Genomic DNA, 23,660 nt, shown 5'->3' with positions numbered 1-23,660 from the left:
CCCCGGTTATGGAAATCTTACCGGGGCCTGCGTGTCGTAAAAAGAATTACTTGTTCTTGTTGTCGGCGACGGGCTCGCCTTTGACGCGAACATCCATCAGCGTGCTGCGCATGACGCGAATGCGAACGCCTTCAGCGATTTCGACTTCAAGTTCGTTGTCGTCAACAACCTTCTGTACCTTGCCGACAATGCCGCCGCCGGTCACGACGGTATCGCCGCGACGAACCTGGGTCAGCATTTCCTGACGCTTCTTCATCTGGGTCCGCTGCGGGCGGATGATAAGGAAGTACATGATCACGAAGATCAGGATGAACGGCAGAATGCTCATGAGCATATCTGGTCCAACAGCGCCGCCGGATGCCTGAGCGAAAGCCGGTGTTACGAACATTAGGAACTCCTCTGAAGTCTCGAAGACAAATTATTATCGGCATTACAATGGTTAGCGCGCCAAATGCAACCGGCGATGACCTCGCCTGCGCCAAGGTCGCACACTTTTCGCCTCCGCTGTGACATGTTAAGCCGTTACCCCTATCATCAGGGGCATGAAATGACGACCGAAGACATACTCAGCCAGAAACTGGACCGTTTGATCGCCGCTCTGGAACGCATTGCGCCACCGGAAGCCAAAACACCCGATCTTGATGCCGCAGACTGCTTTGTCTGGGCTCCCGAACGACTGACCCTGGATCCGGTCAGCCATGTTAACCGAGTGGATATCGCACTGATCCGTGGCGTAGATTTGGTACGTGACCAGCTCGTAGACAATACCCGCCGCTTCGCAAAGGGATTTCCAGCCAATAATGTGCTGCTCTGGGGCGCGCGCGGCATGGGCAAATCCTCGCTCGTCAAGGCTGCGCAGGCCAGCGTGAATGCAGAAATGCCGGACCGCGTTCCGCTCAAGCTGATCGAAATTCATCGCGAGGATATCGATAGCCTTCCAACATTGATGAACCTCATCAAGGAAACGGACTATCGCTTCATCCTGTTCTGCGACGACCTTTCCTTCGATCATGACGATACGTCCTACAAATCGCTCAAGGCGGCGCTTGAAGGCGGCGTGGAAGGTCGCCCCGGCAATGTGATCTTCTATGCGACGTCGAACCGGCGTCATCTGATGCCGCGCGACATGATCGACAATGAGCGTTCAACGGCAATCAATCCTTCGGAAGCCATTGAGGAAAAAGTATCGCTTTCAGACCGTTTCGGTCTCTGGCTTGGCTTCCACAAATGCAGCCAGGACGATTATCTCGCCATGGTTGACGGCTATGCGGCTTATTTTAAGCTGGCTTACGATCCGGCCAAGATGCATGCCGAAGCGCTGGAATGGTCCACGACACGCGGAAACCGTTCGGGACGTGTTGCATGGCAATATATCCAGGATCTGGCAGGTCGCCTCGGGATTGCGATGTAAAACGATGAACCGACCATAAAAAGAAAGGCGGGCTTTTGGCCCGCCTTTCTTTAGTTGAACATTTTTTATCAGGATTCCAGATACTTGTTAGGATTGACCGGAGACGAATTCTTGCGCACTTCGAAATGCAGCTTCGGAGACTTCGCGTTGCCGCTCATACCCGACTTTGCAACTTCTTCGCCGCGACGAACCTTCTGCCCACGTTGAACCAGTATCTGGCTGTTGTGACCGTAAACAGTGACAAGGCCATTATCGTGACGGATCAGAACCGTCTGTCCGAATTCCTTGAGACCGTCACCGGCATAAATGACGACACCGTTTTCAGCAGCCTTCACCGACGTACCTTCCGGAACCATAATGTCGATGCCGTCGCTCACCGATGTACCGTCACGCTGGCCGAAGCTTGCGAGAATACGACCACGTACCGGCCAGCGCATCTGGGAAATGCCGGTTGAGGAAGGCGCTGCCGCCTGATCCTTCTCGGCATCCTCGATCACCTTGTTGCTCGCCTGTGGCGGCGTGTAAGGCTTCACATCTGCATTGGCGGTCGGTGCCGCGGCTGCTTTGGCCGGATTTTCCGGCGGCTGCGAAACCGCTGCAACCTGCGTTGCATTACCTGCTGCGGCAGAAGGAATGACGAGTGCCTGGCCGACGCGGATAGCGCCGTTCGACAGACCGTTTGCCTTCTTCAACTGCTCGATAGGAACATTGTGCTTCTGCGCAATGGAGAAGAGCGAATCGCCACTCTTAACCGTGTATGTACCGTTCGGCGCCGGCGGCGTCGTAGCATTTGCGCCTGCCGAAGCCATATCGTTTGCCGAAGGCTTCTTGCCGTTGACGGCAGGTGCCTGCGGGACAACCGCGATGTTGTTATCCGTTGGCCGTGGCATGGATGGGTTCGCCGGAAGCTGACCGAGAACCTTTTCCTGCGCGCCATTTACGGTGTTGCGCGTAGATGTTGCCGCGCTGGCAACTTTGGTTTCAGCGGCATTGACCGTGTTGTTCACACGGTTTGCGGCCATATCCTGCGCCTGCCCGACGTGATTCTGAATGTTATTGGATGCCGCTGCGACCGGAGCCTGAACCGACTGTCGTGCTGCCGCCACAGGCGCTGCCATCGGCGCAGAAGACACCGGAGGCAGTGAATTGCGCTGAACGGAACCGCTCGATGCGGGAGCTACGGGAGCCGCAGATGCATAAAGATCGCCAGCCGGCTGCTGTGCGACACGCTGACTGGACGTAGAGCCCGTACTGATACCATCAGTGAAGCGCATCGTATCGGCACTGCACCCGGCACCAAAACCGGCAATCAGAACGATCGCGACATTCCGCAGGAGACGTTCAGACGTGTGCTGCAAAATTTGTAAACGCATGTTCAACTCGCCCATACTCGAAACTCAGTAAGGTGATTAAAACGCGTTAATGTTACTCTCTGGTTAAGAACGGTAAATCTTCGAAAAAAGATTCACCAATTAAATACCATAAGCGCACAAAGCGACCGAAAGCCCTCCCCGGTGCGGACGGAGAGAGCCTGATAGCCATCATTTTGACGAATCGATACGCGCGCCGATCACAGAACGGACGAGACACCCTCGATGAAAGGCTGGTAGCGGACCGCCATCAGGTCCTCCTGCTCGAATCGGCTGCCGACCTTGGCGATGCGGGTCATGACCTGCCGACCATCGCCTGGGCCGATCGGGGCGATCAGCACGCCGTGCGTTGCCAGCAAATCGACGAAATGGCGTGGCACTTCTTCAAAGGCGAGCCAGATCAGGATACGGTCAAAGGGGCCCCCCGGCATTCCATGGCGACCATCGGCATGTTTGACCATGATGTTTTCGCGCTTCAGCGATACGAACTGCTGCAAGGCGTGATCACAAAGCTTGCGATAACGCTCAACGGTCGTGACGCGACCGGCCAACGACGACATGACAGCCGCCGTGAAACCCGACCCGGTTCCGATCTCCAGCACCCGATGACCCGGCTCCAGCTTGAGCGCGGCAATGGCGCGGGCCTGCTCATCAATCCCCTCCATGTACTCGCCGCAGTCAAGCGGCGCGGTACGGGGACTATAGGAAAGATGAGACCACGACGACGCGAGAAAGCTCTGGCGCGGTGTGGACTCGATGGCTGCAAAGAGGCGCGGATCGTCAATCCCATATCCGCGCATCCGCATAACGAAGGATATAAATCCTTCTCTGTCCGAAAGCCGTGGGCGCTCAGACGCTGCCTGCCTCATGCTTCAACCCCAAGTGCTGCGCTCAATTCTGCCCGCACCTTATGCGCGGTCAGATCAAGGTGCAACGGGGTTACCGAAATGCAATCGGAACGAATGGCTGCGATATCGCTGTCGTCCGCGACCGGCGCTTTGCCCCGACCAAAATGCAGCCAGAAATACGGGAAGCCGCGTCCGTCGCGACGCTCATCGAGGCGTGCGTCATGGCTGAGCTTGCCTTGAGCCGTAACGCGCGTTCCCTTGACTTCATCCGCACCGCAATTCGGGAAGTTGAGGTTCAGCAGGACGCCTTCCGGCCATCCTGCTTCCATCAGCTTGCGGATAAGGTCAGGGGCGTGGGTTTCTGCCGTTTCCCAAGGCACGATGCGGCGGTCGCCTTCATATTCATATTCCTGCGACAGTGCGATGGACCGGACGCCGAGCAGCGTGCCTTCCATAGCGCCGGCCACAGTGCCCGAATAGGTGACATCGTCGGCAATATTCGCACCGGAGTTCACGCCCGAAAGAATGAGATCGGGCGCACCCGGCAGAACGTGGCGCACACCCATGATGACGCAATCGGTCGGCGTACCGCGCAATGCGAAATGGCGGTCATCGATCTGGCGAAGGCGGAGTGGTTCCGACAGCGTCAGCGAATGCGCGAGGCCGCTCTGGTCGGTTTCCGGAGCGACTACCCAGACATCGTCGGAGAGCTTGCGTGCGATCCGCTCCAGAACTGCGAGGCCTTCAGCGTGGATACCATCATCGTTCGTCAGCAGAATTCGCACGTCGTCACTCCTTCATTTATCAATAAATGTGATTCACGCAGCTTTCTCTATCCGCGTGAGGCCGCCCATGTATGGCTGCAATGCTTCAGGAATATGAATGCTGCCATCTTCTTCCTGATAATTTTCCATGACAGCGATCAGCGCACGACCGACGGCGACACCCGAACCGTTCAGCGTATGCACGAAACGGGTCGATTTCTCGCCTTCCGGACGATAGCGGGCATTCATGCGACGTCCCTGGAAATCACCGCAGACCGAGCAGCTGGAGATTTCGCGATAGGCGTTCTGGCCAGGCAGCCATACTTCAATATCGTAAGTCTTCTGTGCGCCGAAGCCCATATCGCCGGTGCAGAGCACGACGGTACGGAACGGCAGACCAAGGCGTTTCAGCACTTCTTCTGCACAGGCGGTCATTCGCTCATGCTCTTCAACCGAGCTGTCGGCATCGGTGATCGACACCATTTCCACTTTCAGGAACTGGTGCTGGCGCAGCATGCCGCGCGTGTCGCGACCGGCGGAACCCGCTTCTGAACGGAAGCATGGGGTCAGCGCCGTGTAGCGCTGGGGAAGCGACTTAGTATCGACGATTTCATCTGCAACCAGATTGGTCAGCGGAACTTCGGCGGTTGGAATCAGCCAGCGGCCGTCCGTGGTGCGGAACAGGTCTTCCGAGAATTTCGGTAGCTGGCCGGTGCCGTAGACAGCTTCGTCGCGCACCATCAGCGGCGGCATCGTTTCGGTATAGCCGTGTTCCATGGTGTGCAGGTCGAGCATGAACTGGCCAAGCGCACGTTCAAGACGCGCAAGCGGCCCCTTCAACACGGTAAAGCGCGAACCTGCGAGCTTTGCAGCGCGCTCAAAATCCATGTAGCCGAGCGCCTCGCCTAGCTCGAAATGTTCCTTCGGCTGGAAGGCAAAGTTGCGCTGGTTGCCGACGCGACGAACTTCGACATTGTCGCTTTCGTCCTTGCCGAGCGGTACGTCTTCAAGCGGAATATTGGGGATGGTCGACAGGGCGTCGTTCAGTTCCTTGGTCAGGCGACGTTCTTCATCTTCGGCCTGAGCAAGAAAATCCTTCAACTCGGCGACTTCGGCCTTCAGCTTGTCAGCCGTTGCTGCGTCCTTCGCAGCCATGGCCTTGCCGATTTCCTTCGAGGCAGCGTTGCGGCGCTCCTGGGCGGCCTGAACCTTGCCGACATATTCGCGGCGTTTTTCATCCAGCGCCATCAATTCGGACGACAGCGACTGAGCCCCACGCTTGGCGAGCGCTTTGTCGAGGGTTTCAGGGTTTTCGCGAATCCATTTGATGTCGAGCATGGGAAAAGCCGTTTCGTGAAATTGAACAGAAGCGAGGCCGCACAACCTGCGACCTCACAGAATTATCGCGACAAATCAGGACGATGAAGCGTTGTTTTCAGCGTCGGAAGCTTCCTGCGCCTCATCCCGCTTCTTCTCGATCATGCGAGCCACGATGATTGAAATCTCGTAGAGAAGGATTGTCGGCAAGGCAAGGCCGATCTGGCTCGCCGGATCGGGCGGAGTAAGCACCGCCGCGACGATGAAAGCGATGACAATTGCGTATTTGCGCTTGTCCTTCAGGCCAGCCGAGGTCACCAGACCGACGCGAGCCATCAGGCTCGTCACGACCGGTAGCTGAAAAACCAGGCCGAAAGCGAAGATGAGCGTCATGATGAGGCTCAGATATTCCGATACTTTCGGAAGGAGCGAAATCTGCACTTCGCCGCTGCCGCCAGTTTGCTGCATTGCGAGGAAGAACCACATCACCATTGGCGTAAAGAAGAAGTAGACGAGCGCGCCCCCGGTCAAGAACAGGATCGGCGATGCGATCAGGAACGGCAGGAACGCCATACGCTCATGCTTGTAGAGGCCGGGTGCCACGAACTTGTAGATCTGCGCGGCAATGATCGGAAATGCCAGCACGATGCCGCCGAACATGGCGACCTTCACCTGCGTGAAGAAGAATTCCTGCGGCGCAGTATAGATCAGCTCTGCTTTCGAACGATCCATGCCCGCCCAGTCGAGCGCCCACTGATAAGGCACGACGAGCAGGTTGAAGAGCTGTTTTGCGAACGCGAAACAGAAAATAAATGCCACGAAAAATGCCAGAATTGCCCAGATCAGGCGGCGGCGCAGCTCGATCAGGTGCTCAAGCAGAGGCGCTGCGCTCTGTTCGATTTCGTCCTCGTCGCGTTTCACGCTTTGGTTCCTGTCTTCTTCGTGGTCTTCTTGGCAGTTGCGGCAGCAGCCTTGGCTGTTTCCGGTTTCGCCGCTGCGGGCTTTTTGGCAGCAGGCTTTGCGACGGAAACCGCCTTCGGAGCAGCTTTCGCTTTGGCTGTCTTGGCTTCGGTCGCGTTATTCTCTGCCTTCGGTGCAGCCTTGCGGGTGGTCTTCTTCGGCGCTACGGCTTTTTCCGCGGCTGGCTTCACAGCAGGCGGAACCGGTGCGCCACCGGCATCGACCGGCGTCGTCACTTCAGCGACTTTATCAGGTGTCGCCGGCGACATGGACGATGTGGACTGGAGGCCGGCACGCAAATCCTCGCCTGCACTTCGAATCGGATCGAACACTTGCGTGATTTTTGAGCGCGGATCGAGCTTGCGGGTCTCATCGATGATGGTTTTGACGTCGTCAAGCTCGGCCTCTTTCAAGGCTTCGTCGAACTGCTGCTTGAACTCGTTGGCGGTCGCACGCATGCGCGCTGTAGCCTTGCCGAATGCACGCAGCATTTTCGGCAAATCCTTGGGACCGACCACCACGATCATCACGATCGCAATAATCAGAAGTTCAGACCAACCGATGTCGAACATATTCTTGATACCCCGCGCAATTCGCGCGCGCGTCCCGTCTTTCGGCGGAAAACCGCACTTGTAAATGGCAAAATATGCTGCGCGCGCTTGCACGTGCGCAGCATGCTTTATCCGTTAGATCAGGACTTGGTGGTTTTCTTGACGTCGTTGACGGTTTCGTCAGCCTTGGCGTCGATCGTACGACCCGCATCCCTGGCTTCATCCTTGGCGTCTTCGTCGGACATGCCCTGCTTGAAGTTCTTGATGCCCTTGGCAACATCACCCATCAGCTCGGGAATCTTGCCGCGGCCAAACAGAAGAAGGACAACCGCCAGGACGATCAGCCAGTGCCAGATGGAAAAGCTACCCATTTTATTCCTCTCATTGCCGCGAACGCGCGGCATGTTCCTGCAATGCCAGTTACGATTTAAGCGCTTTCAACAAATCTTTCAAACAGAAGTGTGACGGTGAACGGCTCTGCAGCAAATAAAATTCACTTGAAAGGGCAGACTGAGACTATTCACCACGTGGGGCGAGCAGGCCAAGGCTCTCCAGATCGATATCTTCGAGCGGCTCTTCGTCTTCTGTCAGCTCGTCGGGGTCGATATTCGGTACCGGAACGGCAAAGCTCGACGGCATACGTGCAGAAAGCAGCCCTGCCCCCCGTAGCTCTTCCAATCCGGGCAGATCACGGATTTCAGGCAGGCCGAAATGGTCAAGAAATGTGTCTGTTGTACCGTAGGTAACCGGACGACCGGGTGTCCGACGGCGACCGCGCAATTTTATCCAGCCGGTCTCCATCAGAACATCCAGCGTACCCTTTGAGGTCTCCACACCGCGAATGTCTTCCAGCTCGGCACGCGTGACCGGCTGGTGATAGGCGATGATGGCCAGCACTTCCATCGCAGCGCGGGACAGCTTGCGCTGCTGCACAGCTTCGCGGCTCATGAGAAAGGCGAGATCGGGAGCGGTACGGAACGCCCATGCGCTACCGACCTGAACGAGATGCACGCCGCGCGTTTCATATATTTTCTGCAAATGCTTCAAAACTGGCACGACGTCCACATTGGCTGGCAGGCGTTCTGCCAATGCGCGTTCGGAAACCGGTTCGGAAGAGGCAAAGACAATGGCCTCGACAATGCGCGCGAGGTCAGCAAGTCCCTGTGTCGAGACAGAAACCTCTGTTTCGATCTGATCATCGTCACTATCGATTTCAGCCAGATTTCGACGTTCCGCTTCAGACATCCTCGTCCTCATCCAATTCGCTGATATCTCCTGTCGCCCGTATGTAGATCGGCTCGAAAGGAGCGTTTTGCCTGACTTCCAGCTTGCCTTCGCGCACAAGTTCAAGACTGGCGGCGAAGGAACTCGCAAGCGCCGAAGCCCTCTCGCGCGGCGAAAGCGCATAATCGATCAGGAAACGGTCGAGAGAAATCCAGTCCCCCACTGACCCCATCAAACGCACAAGCGCCACCCGCGCTTCTTTCAACGACCAGACTGCCCGCCTGGCAATCTGCACCTGCGAAACGGACTGTCGCTGCCGCTGCGAAGCATAGGCGGTGAGAAGGTCGTATAATGTCGCAGAAAACTGGCTGGTCCTGTCCACCATAACCATTTCTGGCATGCCGCGCGCAAAGACATCCCGCCCCAGCCGGTTGCGGTTGACGAGTTTTGCCGCCGCATCGCGCATGGCTTCAAGTCTCTTCAAACGGTAATGCAACGAAGCAGCCAGTTCTTCACCGGTCGCTCCATCATCGCCCTGTTGCTTCGGGATCAGCAGTTTCGACTTGAGATAGGCAAGCCACGCCGCCATGACGAGATAGTCGGCGGCAAGTTCAAGGCGCAAGGCGCGTGCCTGTTCCACGAATACCAGATACTGCTCTGCGAGCGCCAGAACGGAGATACGGGCGAGATCGACGCGCTGGCTCCGCGCAAGGTGGAGCAGCAGATCAAGCGGACCTTCAAATCCCTGCACATCGATGAGAAGCGACGGCTCGCTTTCACTGCGCTCGGAATCGCCCTGCCACAGCGCATCCATCGGCACGAGCGTACCGTCTTTGCCGTCTGCGTCTGCTCCCGATGCCGCCAAACCCGTTTCCCTGCTGATAAGGTCCACCGGCGGTTCAGTCCGCCGGTGAAGTCAGTTTACCAAGTTTTGACGATTACGCTATCAGTTCGAACATGGCGTTGAATTCTGCGCGCAGTTCGTCCTCATCGGAAAGATCGGGGTCGCCCGCATAGACTTCCGCCAGATCGGCACGACGCTTCGCCTTGCCTTCAAGAACCGGCACACGCGCCGCAACCTGCTTCAGTTCTTCCATCACGCCTGCGCAATAGAGAACCATATCGCAACCGGCACCGATGATGCCGTCCGCAATATCGCCAAGCCCGCCCGAGAGCGCCTTCATGGAAATGTCGTCGCTCATAACGAGACCGTCAAACTGAATGACATCGCGAATGATCGTATTGATGACGGTCGGCGACAATGTCGACGGGCGCTGCGGATCAATGCAATCGAACACGACATGCGCCGTCATTGCCATTGGCAGGTCATTGAGCGCCTTGAACGGCACAAAATCATGCGCAACCAGTTCATTCAGGGGAACGGTGACACGCGCCAGTTCCTTGTGGGTGTCTGCAAACGCACGACCGTGCCCCGGCATATGCTTGACCACAGGCAGCAAACCGCCGGCAAGCAGACCTTCAGCAGCAGCTCGCCCCATCTCGGCAACCGCGTGCGGATTCTTGGAATAGGCCCGGGCACCGATGACATCATGTGCGCCTTCGACGGGTACGTCCAGAACCGGCAGGCAGTCCACATTGACGCCAACCTTCAGCAAATCGAATGCGTGCAGGCGGGCATGAAGCCATGCGGCGCGCAGGCCAGCTTCGCGATCACGCGCATAGATCGCACCGACTTCCGAGGCCGAAGGATAATTTGGAACAAGCGGTGGACGAAGGCGCTGAACGCGGCCACCTTCCTGATCGATGAAAACCGGCGTCTGGTCCCGGCCCGTCAGGTCGCGCATATGCGCCGTCAGCTCGGAAACCTGTTCCAGACTTTCGACATTGCGCGCAAAAAGAATAAAGCCCCATGGTCTTTCATCGCGGAAAAACGCGATTTCGTCCTCGGTCAGTTTCGTTCCCGACACACCGGCAATCCATGCCTTGCACTCTTTCATGCGCTCTTCCCCAAAATTGTCTGGAAATGCTGTACTCAAACACCCCTGCCCCGGTCTAACCGAAAAGAACAAGGCTAGTGGTCTGATTCCGACATTTGCATCCCTCGGATATGAGCGCCGGGCAAATGTCGAAATCAAAAAGACCACTAGTAACTTTATGAATCTAGTGGATTTTTCGAATTTGACGTTTGAAACGAGATTTATATCGGAAGGGTATCAAACGTCAAATTCAATCCACTAGATAGTGGACCATGAAAAAGGGCGACCGAGGCCGCCCTTTCAATAATCAATGTCCGACAAATCACTGCGTCACAAAGCAGCTGCCGCCAGCGGACTTGAGGCGTCCGCAAAGTGCGGATGCGTCTTCCTTGGAGCCCCCCTGAACGCGGACACGATAGTAGGTGCCTTTGCCCGGAATGTCGGCACGCTTGATGTCGACGCTGCGGCCACCGATCACGCTGCCATATTTCTGGGCCATGTTGGCATAGGACTTCTGAGCCAGCTCGGCTGATGGTTGCGACGCAATCTGGATGAAATAACCGCCTGCACCTGCTGCCGAAGCAACCTGCGGCGCTGCCGGAGCTGGAGCAGGATTGGCAGCAGCCGGGGCCTGCGTGCGCTGCGGAACATTGCCGACGATGTTGACCGGCTGTTCAGCAGGCCGTGATGGCACCACCGGAGCACGGACAGGAAGACGCGGCGCTTCCGCAGCCGGCTGAGGCTGTTGTGCCTGAGGAGCCGGTGCAGGTGTTTGCGCAGCCGGTTCTACAGGTGCATTGCCAGCGGCCAGCGCAGCGATTTCATCGCTGCCGGCAGGAGCCACCGGCTGAGCAGTATTGTTTGCCGGAGGCAGTTGCGAAACGGTTTCCTCCGGTGCCGAAGAAGGCTGGACGATAGAACCATCCGGGCGAACGATCATGGTTTCCACTTCGCGCGGCTGGACCAACGGCGCATTGTGGTTCGCGTTCTGATTCTCGACCGGGGCATTGTTCGCTACGGGCTGCTCGTCTGGCGTATTGTCCGCCATGTTCTCGCTGTCATCAGTACCGGAAATATCCACCGGCTCTTCACCGGAAGTAATCAGGGACTTTTGTTCCGGATTATTCGGCAGCGTACCCGCAACGCGATCATAAACCGCCTTGTCCTGGTTTGGCACCGTAGCACCGCCCGGATTTTCCGGCTGCATCTTGATCGGCTGATTGTCGGCGCGAATCACGACCGGTTCACCGGAGCCGCTTCCTCCGAGGAAATGATAGCCGATCCCGCCAAGAAGCACCGCCACACCGGCCACGCTGGCCAGAATGAGGCCGCGACGGCCACGAACCGGACGATTGCGATAGGCCTCGGCGGCGCTGCCAAGATCGTCTTCCGCCTGCATCGCAGCGCGTTCGCCATAGTCGCCGCCTTCAAGGGTCTGTGCGCCCTGGGCTGCCCAATGATTGTAGAAGTCGTCTTCATTGCCCAATGGATTGGAGGCTTTTGACTGCGCTGGCGCCTGGGCCGTTGCCTGCGAGCGACCATATGCCCCCGCAGCAGCGGCAGCACCAACGCCCATTGCGGCAGCGCCCACGGCAGCACCGAGGCTGGCGCCGGAGTTTGGCAGATAGCTCGAAGCGCTTTCGCGGAATATGTCCTCAAAAGCCCTGTCAGCTTCGCTCTGCGCGTCGGTCTTAGCCGTTTCATCCACACCGACCGTATTAAAGACCTCGGCGAATTCCGCTTCGAGATCAGTCAGTCCGGCATTGGTTTCTTCTTCGCCGTAATTGATTTCCGGCAAATCGAGGGAATGCGTCTGCTCGACTTTTTCTTCGGCCACGCTCAAGGTTTCGACTTCGGGTGCAGGCGCGCTGACCGCAGCCGCATGAGCACTGCCGAACTGCGAGAACGAAGCCGGAGACGAGCGGTAATCGTCGTCGGGGCGTACCGCATGTGCGTAGGCAGTGGCTTCTTCTACAGGTTCCGAGCTCAGATCGAGGTCGTCTTCCGTGAAGAAATCATCTTCGCTGAAAACATTCTCGTCCTGAATGCTGGAAACATCGCCAGACGTTTCAAAACCAAAATCATCTTCCGAAAGGCTTATTTCATCCAGCTCCGAAAGATCGTCTTCCGTGCCTTCAGCAGCGATTGCGGCGGCTGTTTCCTCAACATCGAAGGAAAAATCGTCTTCGAAAGAGAAATCATCCTCGTCATCAAGCGAAGGCGCTGAAACCGCAACAGGTGCAAAATCAGCCTGTGGCGCGGTTGCTACCGCGTCCTGCCCTGCAACGCCTGAGGAGAAATTGCTCCGCGTATAGTATGGATACCCCGCAGGCACAGCCTGAGGCTGAGCGGCGTAGGTTTCGACAGCCGCAGCCGCCTGTGGCGCGGCATCATAGGCTGGCTCATCAAGTCGCAAATCGTCGAAATGCAGGTCTTCCAACTCCTGCTCGTCCTGATATCCGATATTCTGCACAGGCACCACGTCGTGGTGGACATAGGGTTCCTCTGCAGGGGCGACAGGGGACGTGACTTTGGAAAAGTGGGCCTCGTCGTGAGACACCGGCTGCGGCTCGTCACCGAACAGGAGATTTTCCAGTTCGTCCTCAAGCGAGACCGGCGCTGTAACGGCGGCATAGGACTGCTCTGCCGGCTCGACAGCCTGAACGTTCCAGTCATGATCGCGCGCAGGCTGGTAAGCCTCTTCATGCGGCTCAATGGCTGCCTGATAGATCGTCGGATCGTAATCGGTCTCATCGATATGGAGCGGTTCGACAGTCTCCCGGCGAACATAGACCGATGATGATGCGGCATAGCTCTCATCGTTCGAATCGCGCGCAGCCGAATAATCGCTGTAGTCGAATTGCGGCACCGGTTCGCTACGATCAGCTTCTTCAAACTCAAGTGCTTCGAATGAGGGCGCTTCCAATTCCGGCGCCTGCTCATCTTCATCCATCTGAAGATCAAGCTCGTCTTCCAGAGCCGAAGCAAGTTCTTCCTCATGAATCAGAGGTTCATCCAACAGATGAGAATCATCGTGCGTGGGCGTCGCTGCGAACTGTGAGTGGTCCGTAGGCTGAGAATAATCATTGAAGTCACCGAGCAATTCGCGCTCCAGATCCAGCGATGGATCGAAGCCCGGCTCTGTCCGGTTGTCTTCAAAGTAACTAGGTCGGCGCTCATTCCAAGCGACGTTGTCATCAGCAGGCGTGCCGAAGTCCATGATCCGTGACAGTTCCATCAGTGGATCGTCTTCGTGCAACGGACGCTCGCCGTAATTACGGGGATTTGCACTGCTGTCCGTCATGGCGTGTTCCTAACTCAAACCCTGGACGTCGCAAGACGTCTCCATACATTGCTTTTTAGCGAGGCAATGTGGGCAAAAGTTGACGGAAGTTTCCTGCGCCAGAAGGAAGACCAATGACTTGCGTTCATTATGGCCTTCCACCTGTTCGACTTGCCAACTTTTGCCTTCAATCAGTCTTTCGACCTGAAAAGCTTTGTGACAGCCGCCTGATCTCCGAAGTCATCTCGAACCGCATAGCGCGGCCTGCACACTGCGGAGACCATTCTTCGAGTATAATCCGTCTCAAACGGCTTTCACCTTCGAACTATACTCTAGCGCATTTCCGTTGGAGCATCCGCACCGATTATCGTCAATCCGGAAGTCAGCACATCGGAAACAACCTGTACCAGCCCTAGCCTGGCTAATGACAAGTCTGGATCGTTAACCTTAATAAAACGTAAGTCCGGGTTCTCTGTGCCTCTATTCCACTGCGAATGGAACGCGCTGGCGAGGTCATAAAGGTAGAAAGCAAGCCGATGCGGCTCCTGATGAACGGCTGCAGCCTCGATCAGACGCGGATATTCTGCCAGCTTGCGAACGAGTGCAATTTCGCTTTCGTCGGTCAGCTTGTCGAAATGCGCAGCCATGCCGACTCGGTCGAGATCGGCGAGACCAAGCTGGTCCGCAGCCTGACGGAAAACCGAATGGCAACGTGCGGAAGCATATTGCACGTAGAAGACGGGATTATCCTTGGACTGCTCCGTCACCTTGGCAAAATCGAAGTCCAGCGGCGCATCGTTCTTCCGGTAAAGCATCATGAAGCGAACCGGGTCACGACCGACTTCGTCCACCACATCGCGCAGCGTGATAAACTCACCTGACCGCTTCGACATGCGCACAGGTTCACCATCGCGGAAAAGCTTGACCAACTGGCAGAGCAACACCGTCAGCTTGGCCTTGCCGTCGGAAACAGCTCTTGCGACCGCTTCCAGACGCTTGACGTAACCGCCATGGTCGGCGCCCAGCACATAGATCATCTCGTTGAAGCCGCGGTCGTACTTGTCCTTGAAGTATGCCACGTCGCCCGCAAAATAAGTGAAAGCCCCGTCAGACTTCATCAAAGGACGATCGATATCGTCACCCACTTCCGTCGAACGGAACAAGGTCTGCTCGCGATCTTCCCAGTCTTCCGGCAACTGCCCCTTTGGCGGCGGCAGCTTGCCCTTATAGACATGGCCCTTGAGCGTCAGATCGTTGATTGCATTGCGAATCGCCCGTGCGTGATCGACATGCAGCTTGCGCTCGGAGAAGAACACATCATGGTGCACATTGAGCGCATCCAGATCAGCGCGGATCATCGCCATCATGGCATCGATCGTGCGATCCTTTACGAGAGCAAGCGCTTCGGCTTCCGGCATTTCCAGAAGCTTCGTGCCAAACTCCTTGGCAAGTTCCTGCCCGACCGGAACGAGATAGTCTCCGGGATAAAGACCAGACGGAATTTCGCCGATATTTTCGCCGAGCGCTTCGCGGTAGCGCAGCATGACGGACCGTGCCAGTACATCGATCTGCGCACCAGCATCGTTGATGTAATATTCCTTGACCACATCATAGCCAGCGAATTTCAGCAGATTGGCCAACACATCGCCGACGACTGCGCCACGGCAATGACCGACATGCATCGGGCCGGTGGGGTTTGCCGAAACATATTCGACATTGACCTTCGATCCTGTGCCAAGCTTCGAGCGGCCGAAATCCGTGCCTTCGTTCAGCATCGCGGAAAGTTCGCGCTGCCAGTAGGTAGCCTTCAGACGCAGATTGATGAAGCCCGGACCGGCGACATCGACAGTTTCGACATCTTCGTCCGCGGCAAGAGCCTCGGCGATACGACCGGCAAGTTCACGCGGATTCTGACCGACGGCCTTGGAGAGCACCATCGCAGCATTGGTGGCAATATCACCATGGGAAGCATCTCGCGGCGGCTCGACACCGATGCGCGAAAGATCAAGTTCGCCACCGTCTTTCGGTTTCAGATCAATATCTTGCAACGTCTTTTTGATACGTGCGTCGAAATCTGCAAAGATATTCATGGTCTGTCCTGTCAGGCTTACGCCGGGCTTTGTTTTGTCGCATTGTCCTACGCAAAACCGCTTCGCACTTTTGCTGGAAATGCTCTAATCCTGTGCGGAATCCAGCTAAACTGCCGATAGATGCCGCTTCGTTTGGCCCCGATTAAGCTAAATCGGGTGTGTGGTCAAACAATCGTCGGTGTTCTCGCACGGCATAATTGTCAGTCATCCCCGCCAGATAGTCGGCAACCCGCCGCGCCCGAGCCGCCTCATCCAGCGTCTCGCAGCCAGATTGCCACTCTGGCGGCAAGATCGAGGGGTTGGCGAAACAGGTATCAAAGAGGTCCTGCAATATCTTGTCCGCAGCATGCCTGCGCACCACGACGCTGTCGTGGAAATAGAGGTTCTTGAACAGAAACCGCTTCAGCACCTTTTCGTCGGTGCGCATGGCATCGGAAAACGCCACCAGTGCATGCGACTGGCCGTGCACATCTTCCACGCTTTGTGGCTTCGCCGCTGCCAGACGACGTTGGGTCTCTTCGATCACATCTTCCACCATGATGGTGATCTGCCTGCGCACCAGTTCATGTCCGGTTCGCACGGGATCAAGATCCGGATAACGTGTCCGCACGAGATCGAGCAGGCGCTTCGTCAACGGTACGTCATCAAGAGCTTCAAGGCTCAAAAGCCCTGCCCGCAGACCGTCATCAATATCATGGGCATTATAGGCAATATCGTCGGCAATGGCCGCACATTGCGCTTCCAGACTGGCGAACCGCGTGAGCTCCAGATCATAGCGTTCATTGAAATCGAGAATCGGCAATGGAACAGCAACATCCGGATGCGTCGCAAACGCGCCCAACAGAGGCCCGTTGTGCTTGACCAACCCCTCCAGCGTTTCCCACGAGAGATTAAGCCCGTCGAAATCTGCATATCGATGTTCGAGCTTGGTCACGATCCTGAGCGACTGCGCATTATGATCGAACCCACCAAATGGCTTCATGCGCTCGTTGAGCGCTTCCTCTCCGGTATGACCGAAGGGTGTGTGGCCAAAATCGTGGACAAGCGCCACCGCCTCGGCCAGATCTTCATCGAGCCGCAATGCGCGAGCCAAGGCCCGCGCAATCTGGGCAACTTCTATCGTGTGCGTAAGACGTGTGCGGTGATGATCGCCTTCATGAGCGATGAAAACCTGCGTCTTATGTTTCAGACGACGAAATGCCGTGGAATGGATGATACGGTCGCGGTCGCGCTGAAACGGTGTACGGGTTGGGCTTTCCGGCTCTGGTACCAGGCGTCCACGGCTTCGTGCAGGATCACAGGCATAGGGCGCGCGTTCGCGATAACCAAAGCCTATTCCTTCCAGCGACATTGCGATGCATCCTTCACTGTAATATGATTACACAAAACTGGTGCGGACCGGGTACAGACATTGACTTCCGCAGTTCGCGTTCATAGCTATCAGCTAATCATGAAGGCAAGTATGCGGCTATCGGAAATCTGGAAAAATCGTCCGGTTCGATATTCGTAATTGCAAACGGAACAAGGCAGATGACAGGCATTACCGTTTCAGATTCCGCAGCAAAGCGGATCGCCAAGATTCTCGGATCGGAACCGGGAAAGACTGCCCTTCGCGTTTCGGTCGAAGGCGGCGGGTGTTCCGGCTTCTCCTATAAATACGATCTGGTTGATGAGCAGACCGACGACGACATCGTTATCGAGAAGCTCGGCGCCAAGGTCCTGATCGATTCCATTTCAGTTCCCTATATGGATGGTTCGGAAATCGATTTCGTCGATGATCTGATGGGACAGTCGTTCCAGATCCGCAATCCGAACGCCACTTCGGCCTGCGGCTGCGGAACCAGCTTCGCCATCTGACTAACACGCACGAAAAAATTAAAACCGGCTGCCATGTGGCGGCCGGTTTTTTTCATGGCTGCCGGAAAACAACCAGCCTTAAACCTTTACCGAAGCGACAGTCGCTTCGATATGGTCCACCAGGGCATCCGGCAGACCGAGACGACCAGCCAGCATATCCAGATATCCGCGTTCAGCCCTGTTATCGGGGTCTATCGCAAGGCGCGACGCCGTATAAAGCTCGACCTTCTGCTCTTCCGTCTGTGCGGCTGAAACCAGAACATTGAGATCGACGGGATCGGCAAGTTCCTTCTCAAGGAAGGCTTCCGCTTCATCGTCGAGACCGGAAATCTTCACCTTCTCCATGATGCGAGCCCGCTCCGCATCATCAATATGGCCATCGGCTTTGGCGGCAGCAATCATCGCCTGCACAAGTGTCAGCGCAAAACTGTTGCTCATGGCTGGAGATTGCGGGTGGAACGGAGAATCGGCCGGAGGTGGCGGAAGCAGTTCAGGCTCTTTCGCGATCGGCTGTTCAGCTTCCTGCGGTGCCTGACCGGACTTATAATTCTTGTAGGCGAGATATCCCAATCCGGCGATGGCAGCGATGCCACCCACTGTCGCCACATTGCCCGCGAGCTTGCGTCCGGTCTTCGTGCCAAGAATGGCTGCGGCGATGGCACCCGTTGCAAGCGGGTTCTTCTTTGCCAGGTCTGTCACCTGCCCGGCCTTGTCGCGGACACTTCCCGATGTACCGGGCACTTTTGATCCCAGAAACTGTTCGAGAAGTTTCTTGGCGTCGAACATTCGAATATCTCCTGTTTGGCTCCTGTCCAGAGCAAATAGGAATGCAAAACCGGCAATACAAATAGTCTTGGGCCGAATTTTTCTCGGATATCGAGATTGTGGGCGATGAAAAGCTGTGACGCGCGATTGCGCCCTGCTTGCCCTCACCTCCCCAAGCGCATAATCATAAGGTTATGAAAATCGCGACCTGGAACATCAACGGCGTCAAAGCCCGCATCGAAAACCTCCAGCATTGGCTGCAGGAGTCCTCGCCCGACATCGCCTGCCTGCAGGAAATCAAGTCGGTCGATGACCAGTTTCCGCGTCTGGAGATTGAAGCGCTCGGCTATCATGTGGAAACACATGGCCAGAAGGGCTTCAACGGCGTCGCGCTTCTGTCCAAGAAATCACCGGATGAGGTCAATCGCGGCCTTCCCGGCGACGATGGTGATGAGCAGGCACGTTTCATCGAAGGCGTCTACTCGACGGACAAGGGCGTTGTCCGCGTCGTTTCGCTTTACCTGCCGAACGGCAATCCGGTAGATACCGAAAAGTTTCCCTACAAGCTTTCGTGGATGCAGCGGCTTGAACTGTGGGCGAAAGATCGCCTTGCCCTGGAAGAACCTCTGGTGCTTGCCGGTGACTACAACGTCATCCCCGAGCCGTACGACGCCAAAAATCCCGAGCAGTGGGTTGGTGACGCGCTCTTCAAGCCACAATCGCGCCAGGCATTCCGCAGGCTTGAAAATCTGGGCTTTACCGATGCAATCCGTGCGTCAACCGACGACACCGGGATTTACTCGTTCTGGGATTATCAGGCCGGTGCCTGGCAGAAAAACAACGGCATCCGCATCGACCATCTGATGCTGTCGCCGGAGGCGGCCAATCGTTTCATATCAAGTGATGTGGAAAAGCACGTCCGTGCCTGGGAAAAGCCGTCCGACCATGTACCGGTGACGATAACGCTTTCAGTCTGAGGCTCATTCAAGACGAAGATCAGAAATCGCCTTTGGTGGCATAGTCACTGGAGAGTGCGATCGCATTACGACGATCTGCTTCACCGGCAATCGAGAATGCCTGTTCCTGCATATCGCGTATCCATGGGCAATCCTCGGTCGGGCAGCGCTCGAATGCCGCCGTCATCATGGCAAGGCCGCGAACGGTCTTGCCTGCCTGAAACAGCATATTGCCGAGCATAGCCTGTGCACCGGCATTGCCTTTCTTGGCGGCAAGCTGGAACCAGCGTGCGGCCTGCACGGAATTGCGTTCTCCGCCGTCGCCATCAAGCAGCATCTTGCCAAGCTCGAACTGGGCCGCTGAATCACCGAAATTCGATGCGGCCTGCACATAGAGATTGCGCGCCATGCCCGGATTTGCATTGACCGGCGAACCCGGAATGCCACGCTTCACATAGCCCGCAAGCGCCACGAGAGCATCGGCCACATAGGAGTCGTTTTCCGACCCCGGTTCCGAGCCTTCGCGAACGATCTTTTCGAAAATCTTGTAGGCTTCGTAGTCGTTTTCCGGCACGCCATCGCCATCGGCATACATGCGAGCCAGTTTCCACTTTGCGCCCTGATGGCCGCGTTCCGCAGCATAGCGCAGCGCCTTGATCGCCTCGTCCTTGTGACCGTTCTTGTATGCGGAGAAGCCGAACTTGAAGAGTTCAAACGGGCTTCTCGACTTTTCGGAATCGTCATTAAGGTCGAAAGCAAAGGCGCTGTTACAGGCAATGGCCAAGCCGAGAGCCATAGCAAGGGCGCTATATGAAAAACTGCGGATACGCATCACAACGCTGGTCTTTCACACTCAGTGGAGGAAACATTCATAGGGGGCAGAATGCACGCTGTTTTCGTCAAGACTGAGACCCGATCTTGGCCGAAAAAAGCCTTACCATCATTGGAAAGAATAAAGGGCGCACGAACAGGGTTGATCCTGTTCCCAATCCGTTTGCTGTGCAACAACGCGCCCTTCGTCATTCCTGCCTATCCTGCTGGAGCTTGATAGCTCTCAATACTTTGGTGGCTTCTGCCTTTCCATGATCGGTGACGCCTGTTTGTGGCGGGAAATGGGCAAAATGTGCCTGAGCTCTTTCTAACCTAAAGCAACGGTAAAGACTGTTGCTAATTGACAACAAACTCACTGTTGTTCCGATCAACAATCTGCTCTTGTTGACGCGAAGGATAAGAGTTCGCAGTCTGCCGCAACATCAGGGACGCTGGGGAATCGGGAAGCCACCTATGAGCAAATACCGTCGTCCTTACAGACGTCCCTACCGGCCTGCCCGCAAAAGCAATAGCATAGGTTTTCGCGGCATCTTATTGACTCTATTGCTTTTTTCAATTCTCGTTGCACTCATCGCCTACCTGCCGATGCCATCCGCTCCAAGAGAAGCATTGAACGGTTCGGTCTATGTGATCGACGGCGACACTGTGGTCCTCGGCAAGAAACATATACGTCTCAAGGGTATCGATGCGCCGGAGATGCAACAGCAATGCGTGCGAGCAGGAAGCACTTACGATTGCGGCAGAGAAGCTCGCAACATATTGCGAGGCAGAATCGGCAGGTCCTCGATTCGGTGCGAGACGGAAGGGCGAGATCAGTATAGCCGCGATCTGGCGCGCTGTTATCTCGGTGAAACCGATCTCAACCGCTGGATGGTTGAGCAGGGCTGGGCCGTTTCCTATGGCGATTATCAGCGCGAGGAAAGAGACGCCCGCAGCAACCGGCGCGGCATATGGGCCGGGCAGTTCGAGCAGCCGTCCCTATGGCGCAAGGAACATCGCAATGAGGAAACTATACAGCAATCGGACAGCAAACCGCTGCTGGCTGTAATCGGCGATGCCCTTACCTATATAAGGGAGCATATTCGGACTTTTATTGAAATGATCCTGCCCCGAAACTGATGGAATTCGCTGATACAATTCATGGAAAAACTGGACGAACTCAGCCGCTCGATCCGGGCCTGTCGTATCTGTCGCGACACACCAGAATTTCTGCCGCCCCTACCGCACGAGCCCAATCCCGTCTGCATCGTCTCGGATACAGCGAGAATTGCCATTTGTGGTCAAGCTCCCGGCATTCGCGTGCACAACACTTCCCTGCCGTTCAACGATCCGTCCGGGGATCGCCTTCGGCAATGGCTCGGCGTGTCGCGCGAGGAATTTTATGATCCATCACGCTTTGCCATCGTCCCGATGGGCTTCTGCTTTCCCGGCTATGACAAGCATGGTGGAGATCTTCCGCCGCGTCGCGAATGTCGGCAGATCTGGCATGACCGTGTTTTCGCGGCAATGCCGCAACTGGAATTCGTGCTGGTGGTCGGACAATACGCCCTGGCCTATCACCTGCCCGGCTATCGGGGCCGTAATCTCACTGAAACCGTCAGGAACTGGCAGCATTTCATTGAAACGCCCAATCAGGCGGGTCGAATCGCCCTGCCCTTGCCACACCCATCCTGGCGCAACAGCGGATGGCTCAAAAGAAATCCATGGTTCGATGCTGAAGTTGTGCCTGTTCTTCAGGCAAAAGTACGAGACCTCATCCAAGACGATAAATAATTTTTACTCCATTCGTTTTCATCAGAATATTTTTCCTGTAACTTCGGATCATTGCGAACCATAAGGTATGACGTTTCACCTATTCGCAAAGTTCGGGAAACGATTTCTAAAACCGGGAACGGAAACGCATGGACAGGCTCGACAGGAAGATACTGCGCTTATTGCAGGAAGACGCGACACTTGCAGTGGCAGACGTTGCCAAGAAAGTTGGCCTTTCTACGACGCCATGCTGGCGCCGCATCCAGAAACTCGAAGAAGACGGCGTCATCAAGCGCCGTGTCGCCATTCTCGATCCGATCCGCGTCAATGCGCGGGTGACGGTGTTCGTATCGGTACGCACAAGCTCCCACAGCCATGAATGGCTCAAGCGCTTCTCCGAAGTGGTTCAGGAATTCCCTGAAGTCATCGAATTCTACCGCATGAGCGGTGACGTGGATTATTTGCTTCGCGTGGCCGTGCCGGACATCGGCGCTTATGACGCCTTCTATAAGCGCCTCATCAGCAAGATCGAAATTCGCGATGTGTCTTCGTCCTTCGCCATGGAGCAGATCAAGTACACCACCGAACTGCCGCTCGACTACATGGTGCTCGATAAAGATAATAACTGACGCTTTTAAGCCTTTGTTTCAAAAGAAAAGCCCGCCATTTGGCGGGCTTTTTTTGATGATCTGGCGACCATTATTTCGAGCCGGATATTCCAGCCTGTTCGAACGTCGCCATGCCGCTATGGCACAGTGCCGCCGCCTTGACGATACCGGCTGCGAGTGCCGCACCTGTGCCTTCGCCAAGGCGCATTCCCATATCAAGAAGCGGTTGCTTGCCCATCTTCTCAAGAAGCTTGCGATGGCCCGGCTCGGCGGAAACATGGCCGAACAGGCAATGATCTATTGCTTCCGGGTTGGCGGCATAGAGAACCGCTGCGGCAGCACTTGCCACAAAACCGTCGACGATAACCGGAATTTTCTCCATGCGCGCGGCCAGAATTGCGCCAGCCATGGCTGCGATTTCGCGACCGCCGAGACGGCTCAACACTTCCAGCGGGTCCTGGAGATGCGCCTGATGAAGAGCGACGGCCTGACGAACCGCGGCAAGCTTGCGCTCAAGCAACTCACCTGTTGAACCCGTGCCCGGCCCGACCCAGTCTTCCGCCGTACCACCGAAGAGCGCCAGCGCGATTGCTGCGGCAATCGTGGTGTTACCGATACCCATTTCGCCGATGCACAAGAGATCGGTTCCACCGGCAATCGCTTCCATGCCGAAAGCCATGGTCGCGGCGCAAGTGCGCTCATCCATGGCAGGTTCTTCCGTAATGTCCCCGGTCGGGTGTTCCAGCGCCAGATCGAAAACCTTCAGCCCGAGATCGTTGGCGATGCAGATCTGGTTGATGGCTGCGCCACCGGCAGCAAAATTCTCGACCATCTGCGCCGTGACGCTTGGCGGAAATGGCGTGATGTTCTTGGCCGTAACCCCGTGATTGCCAGCAAACACCGCCACCAGCGGGCGATTGATCTGCGGTGTGCGCTTGCCAGTCCATGCGGCAAGCCATGCCACGATGTCTTCCATGCGTCCGAGCGAACCTGCGGGCTTGGTCAGTGTAGCCTCACGCTCGCGAACAGCCCTTTCCGCTCCGAGATCAGGCCCCGGCAGATTTCGGATCAGTTCTCGGAAATCGTCAAAAGGTAGACCGCTAGCGCTCATAAGTTCAGTCCAATCAATGATGGGA

At 56.3% G+C, this 23,660-nt stretch carries 23 protein-coding genes; 6 read left to right on the top strand and 17 right to left on the bottom strand.

Translation table 11 applies throughout. The features are described from left to right. Window positions 1–46 precede the first annotated feature (46 nt). Complete coding sequence (gene yajC / locus F9K94_RS01750) at window positions 47–388, bottom strand: preprotein translocase subunit YajC (RefSeq protein ID WP_010661250.1); 342 nt, start codon at window positions 386–388, stop codon at window positions 47–49. Window positions 389–547: 159 nt separating this feature from the next. On the opposite strand from yajC, the gene F9K94_RS01745 reads away from it, so the two are divergent. After that, entirely contained in the window at window positions 548–1,411 is an 864-nt protein-coding gene (locus tag F9K94_RS01745) for an ATP-binding protein (protein WP_151643300.1), read from the top strand. 68 nt (window positions 1,412–1,479) lie between these two features. Here F9K94_RS01745 and dipM read toward each other — a convergent pair whose 3' ends face one another. From dipM to F9K94_RS01680, 13 genes are all read right to left on the bottom strand, one after another. After that, window positions 1,480–2,799, bottom strand: coding sequence for a cell division endopeptidase DipM (gene dipM, locus F9K94_RS01740; protein WP_151643298.1), 1,320 nt, complete (start codon window positions 2,797–2,799; stop codon window positions 1,480–1,482). A gap of 182 nt (window positions 2,800–2,981) precedes the next feature. Continuing rightward, a complete protein-coding gene (locus F9K94_RS01735; protein ID WP_061346418.1) occupies window positions 2,982–3,650 on the bottom strand; it encodes a protein-L-isoaspartate(D-aspartate) O-methyltransferase in 669 nt (222 codons plus the stop codon). Next, a complete protein-coding gene (surE, locus tag F9K94_RS01730; protein ID WP_061346419.1) occupies window positions 3,647–4,414 on the bottom strand; it encodes a 5'/3'-nucleotidase SurE in 768 nt (255 codons plus the stop codon). Before surE ends, F9K94_RS01735 begins: the two co-directional genes overlap by 4 nt. 33 nt (window positions 4,415–4,447) lie before the next feature. Further along, on the bottom strand, window positions 4,448–5,731 hold the full coding sequence (serS, locus tag F9K94_RS01725; RefSeq protein WP_151643296.1) for a serine--tRNA ligase: 1,284 nt from the start codon (window positions 5,729–5,731) through the stop codon (window positions 4,448–4,450). Between the two features lie 75 nt (window positions 5,732–5,806). Next, window positions 5,807–6,631: a twin-arginine translocase subunit TatC gene (gene tatC / locus F9K94_RS01720; RefSeq protein WP_061346421.1), complete on the bottom strand. Its 825-nt coding sequence runs from the start codon at window positions 6,629–6,631 to the stop codon at window positions 5,807–5,809. Beyond that, window positions 6,628–7,242: a Sec-independent protein translocase protein TatB gene (gene tatB, locus F9K94_RS01715; RefSeq protein ID WP_151643294.1), complete on the bottom strand. Its 615-nt coding sequence runs from the start codon at window positions 7,240–7,242 to the stop codon at window positions 6,628–6,630. Before tatB ends, tatC begins: the two co-directional genes overlap by 4 nt. A 119-nt stretch (window positions 7,243–7,361) precedes the next feature. After that, window positions 7,362–7,592 carry a twin-arginine translocase TatA/TatE family subunit gene (locus tag F9K94_RS01710; protein WP_151557404.1) on the bottom strand — a complete coding sequence of 77 codons (231 nt, stop codon included), beginning with the start codon at window positions 7,590–7,592 and terminating at the stop codon, window positions 7,362–7,364. A 145-nt stretch (window positions 7,593–7,737) separates the two neighbouring features. Next, a complete protein-coding gene (gene scpB / locus F9K94_RS01705; RefSeq protein ID WP_151643292.1) occupies window positions 7,738–8,466 on the bottom strand; it encodes an SMC-Scp complex subunit ScpB in 729 nt (242 codons plus the stop codon). After that, complete coding sequence (locus tag F9K94_RS01700) at window positions 8,459–9,310, bottom strand: segregation and condensation protein A (RefSeq protein ID WP_151643290.1); 852 nt, start codon at window positions 9,308–9,310, stop codon at window positions 8,459–8,461. Before F9K94_RS01700 ends, scpB begins: the two co-directional genes overlap by 8 nt. Window positions 9,311–9,383: 73 nt before the next feature. Beyond that, window positions 9,384–10,403: a beta-N-acetylhexosaminidase gene (gene nagZ, locus F9K94_RS01695; protein ID WP_061346424.1), complete on the bottom strand. Its 1,020-nt coding sequence runs from the start codon at window positions 10,401–10,403 to the stop codon at window positions 9,384–9,386. Window positions 10,404–10,704: 301 nt separating this feature from the next. Then, complete coding sequence (locus tag F9K94_RS01690; RefSeq protein WP_151643288.1) at window positions 10,705–13,686, bottom strand: SPOR domain-containing protein; 2,982 nt, start codon at window positions 13,684–13,686, stop codon at window positions 10,705–10,707. 311 nt (window positions 13,687–13,997) lie between these two features. Continuing rightward, window positions 13,998–15,755: an arginine--tRNA ligase gene (gene argS, locus F9K94_RS01685; RefSeq protein WP_151643286.1), complete on the bottom strand. Its 1,758-nt coding sequence runs from the start codon at window positions 15,753–15,755 to the stop codon at window positions 13,998–14,000. Between the two features lie 142 nt (window positions 15,756–15,897). Next, window positions 15,898–17,106 carry a deoxyguanosinetriphosphate triphosphohydrolase gene (locus F9K94_RS01680; protein ID WP_061346427.1) on the bottom strand — a complete coding sequence of 403 codons (1,209 nt, stop codon included), beginning with the start codon at window positions 17,104–17,106 and terminating at the stop codon, window positions 15,898–15,900. Window positions 17,107–17,285: 179 nt separating this feature from the next. Between F9K94_RS01680 and erpA the strand changes: the two genes are divergently transcribed. Beyond that, window positions 17,286–17,612 (top strand): iron-sulfur cluster insertion protein ErpA, encoded by a 327-nt coding sequence (erpA, locus tag F9K94_RS01675; RefSeq protein WP_006471759.1) that lies wholly within the window; start codon window positions 17,286–17,288, stop codon window positions 17,610–17,612. A 78-nt stretch (window positions 17,613–17,690) separates the two neighbouring features. On the opposite strand, the gene F9K94_RS01670 is transcribed toward erpA, so the two are convergent. Then, window positions 17,691–18,398, bottom strand: coding sequence for a tellurite resistance TerB family protein (locus F9K94_RS01670; RefSeq protein WP_151643284.1), 708 nt, complete (start codon window positions 18,396–18,398; stop codon window positions 17,691–17,693). 173 nt (window positions 18,399–18,571) lie between these two features. On the opposite strand from F9K94_RS01670, the gene xth reads away from it, so the two are divergent. Then, a complete protein-coding gene (gene xth, locus F9K94_RS01665) occupies window positions 18,572–19,354 on the top strand; it encodes an exodeoxyribonuclease III (RefSeq protein WP_151643282.1) in 783 nt (260 codons plus the stop codon). Window positions 19,355–19,373: 19 nt separating this feature from the next. Here the strand turns inward: xth and F9K94_RS01660 are convergent, their stop codons facing one another. After that, the gene (locus F9K94_RS01660) at window positions 19,374–20,165 is read right to left on the bottom strand and encodes a tetratricopeptide repeat protein (RefSeq protein ID WP_151643280.1); all 792 of its coding nucleotides are present in this window, start codon (window positions 20,163–20,165) and stop codon (window positions 19,374–19,376) included. A 452-nt stretch (window positions 20,166–20,617) separates the two neighbouring features. Here F9K94_RS01660 and F9K94_RS01655 point away from each other — a divergent pair, with 452 nt between their 5' ends. The 3 genes from F9K94_RS01655 (at window position 20,618) to F9K94_RS01645 (ending at window position 22,545) form a co-directional block, all read left to right on the top strand. Continuing rightward, window positions 20,618–21,283 carry a thermonuclease family protein gene (locus F9K94_RS01655; RefSeq protein WP_151643278.1) on the top strand — a complete coding sequence of 222 codons (666 nt, stop codon included), beginning with the start codon at window positions 20,618–20,620 and terminating at the stop codon, window positions 21,281–21,283. A 12-nt stretch (window positions 21,284–21,295) separates the two neighbouring features. Continuing rightward, window positions 21,296–21,937: a uracil-DNA glycosylase family protein gene (locus F9K94_RS01650; protein ID WP_061346432.1), complete on the top strand. Its 642-nt coding sequence runs from the start codon at window positions 21,296–21,298 to the stop codon at window positions 21,935–21,937. 128 nt (window positions 21,938–22,065) lie between these two features. Continuing rightward, the gene (locus tag F9K94_RS01645) at window positions 22,066–22,545 is read left to right on the top strand and encodes an Lrp/AsnC family transcriptional regulator (protein WP_010661230.1); all 480 of its coding nucleotides are present in this window, start codon (window positions 22,066–22,068) and stop codon (window positions 22,543–22,545) included. A 70-nt stretch (window positions 22,546–22,615) separates the two neighbouring features. On the opposite strand, the gene cobT is transcribed toward F9K94_RS01645, so the two are convergent. Then, window positions 22,616–23,635, bottom strand: coding sequence for a nicotinate-nucleotide--dimethylbenzimidazole phosphoribosyltransferase (gene cobT, locus F9K94_RS01640; protein WP_151643276.1), 1,020 nt, complete (start codon window positions 23,633–23,635; stop codon window positions 22,616–22,618). Window positions 23,636–23,660 lie beyond the last annotated feature (25 nt).

Source organism: Brucella tritici, from assembly GCF_008932285.1.
In the GTDB taxonomy this organism is placed as follows: domain Bacteria; phylum Pseudomonadota; class Alphaproteobacteria; order Rhizobiales; family Rhizobiaceae; genus Brucella; species Brucella tritici.
Note: the sequence above shows the minus strand (reverse complement) of the source record. Positions and strands in the feature narration are given on the sequence as shown.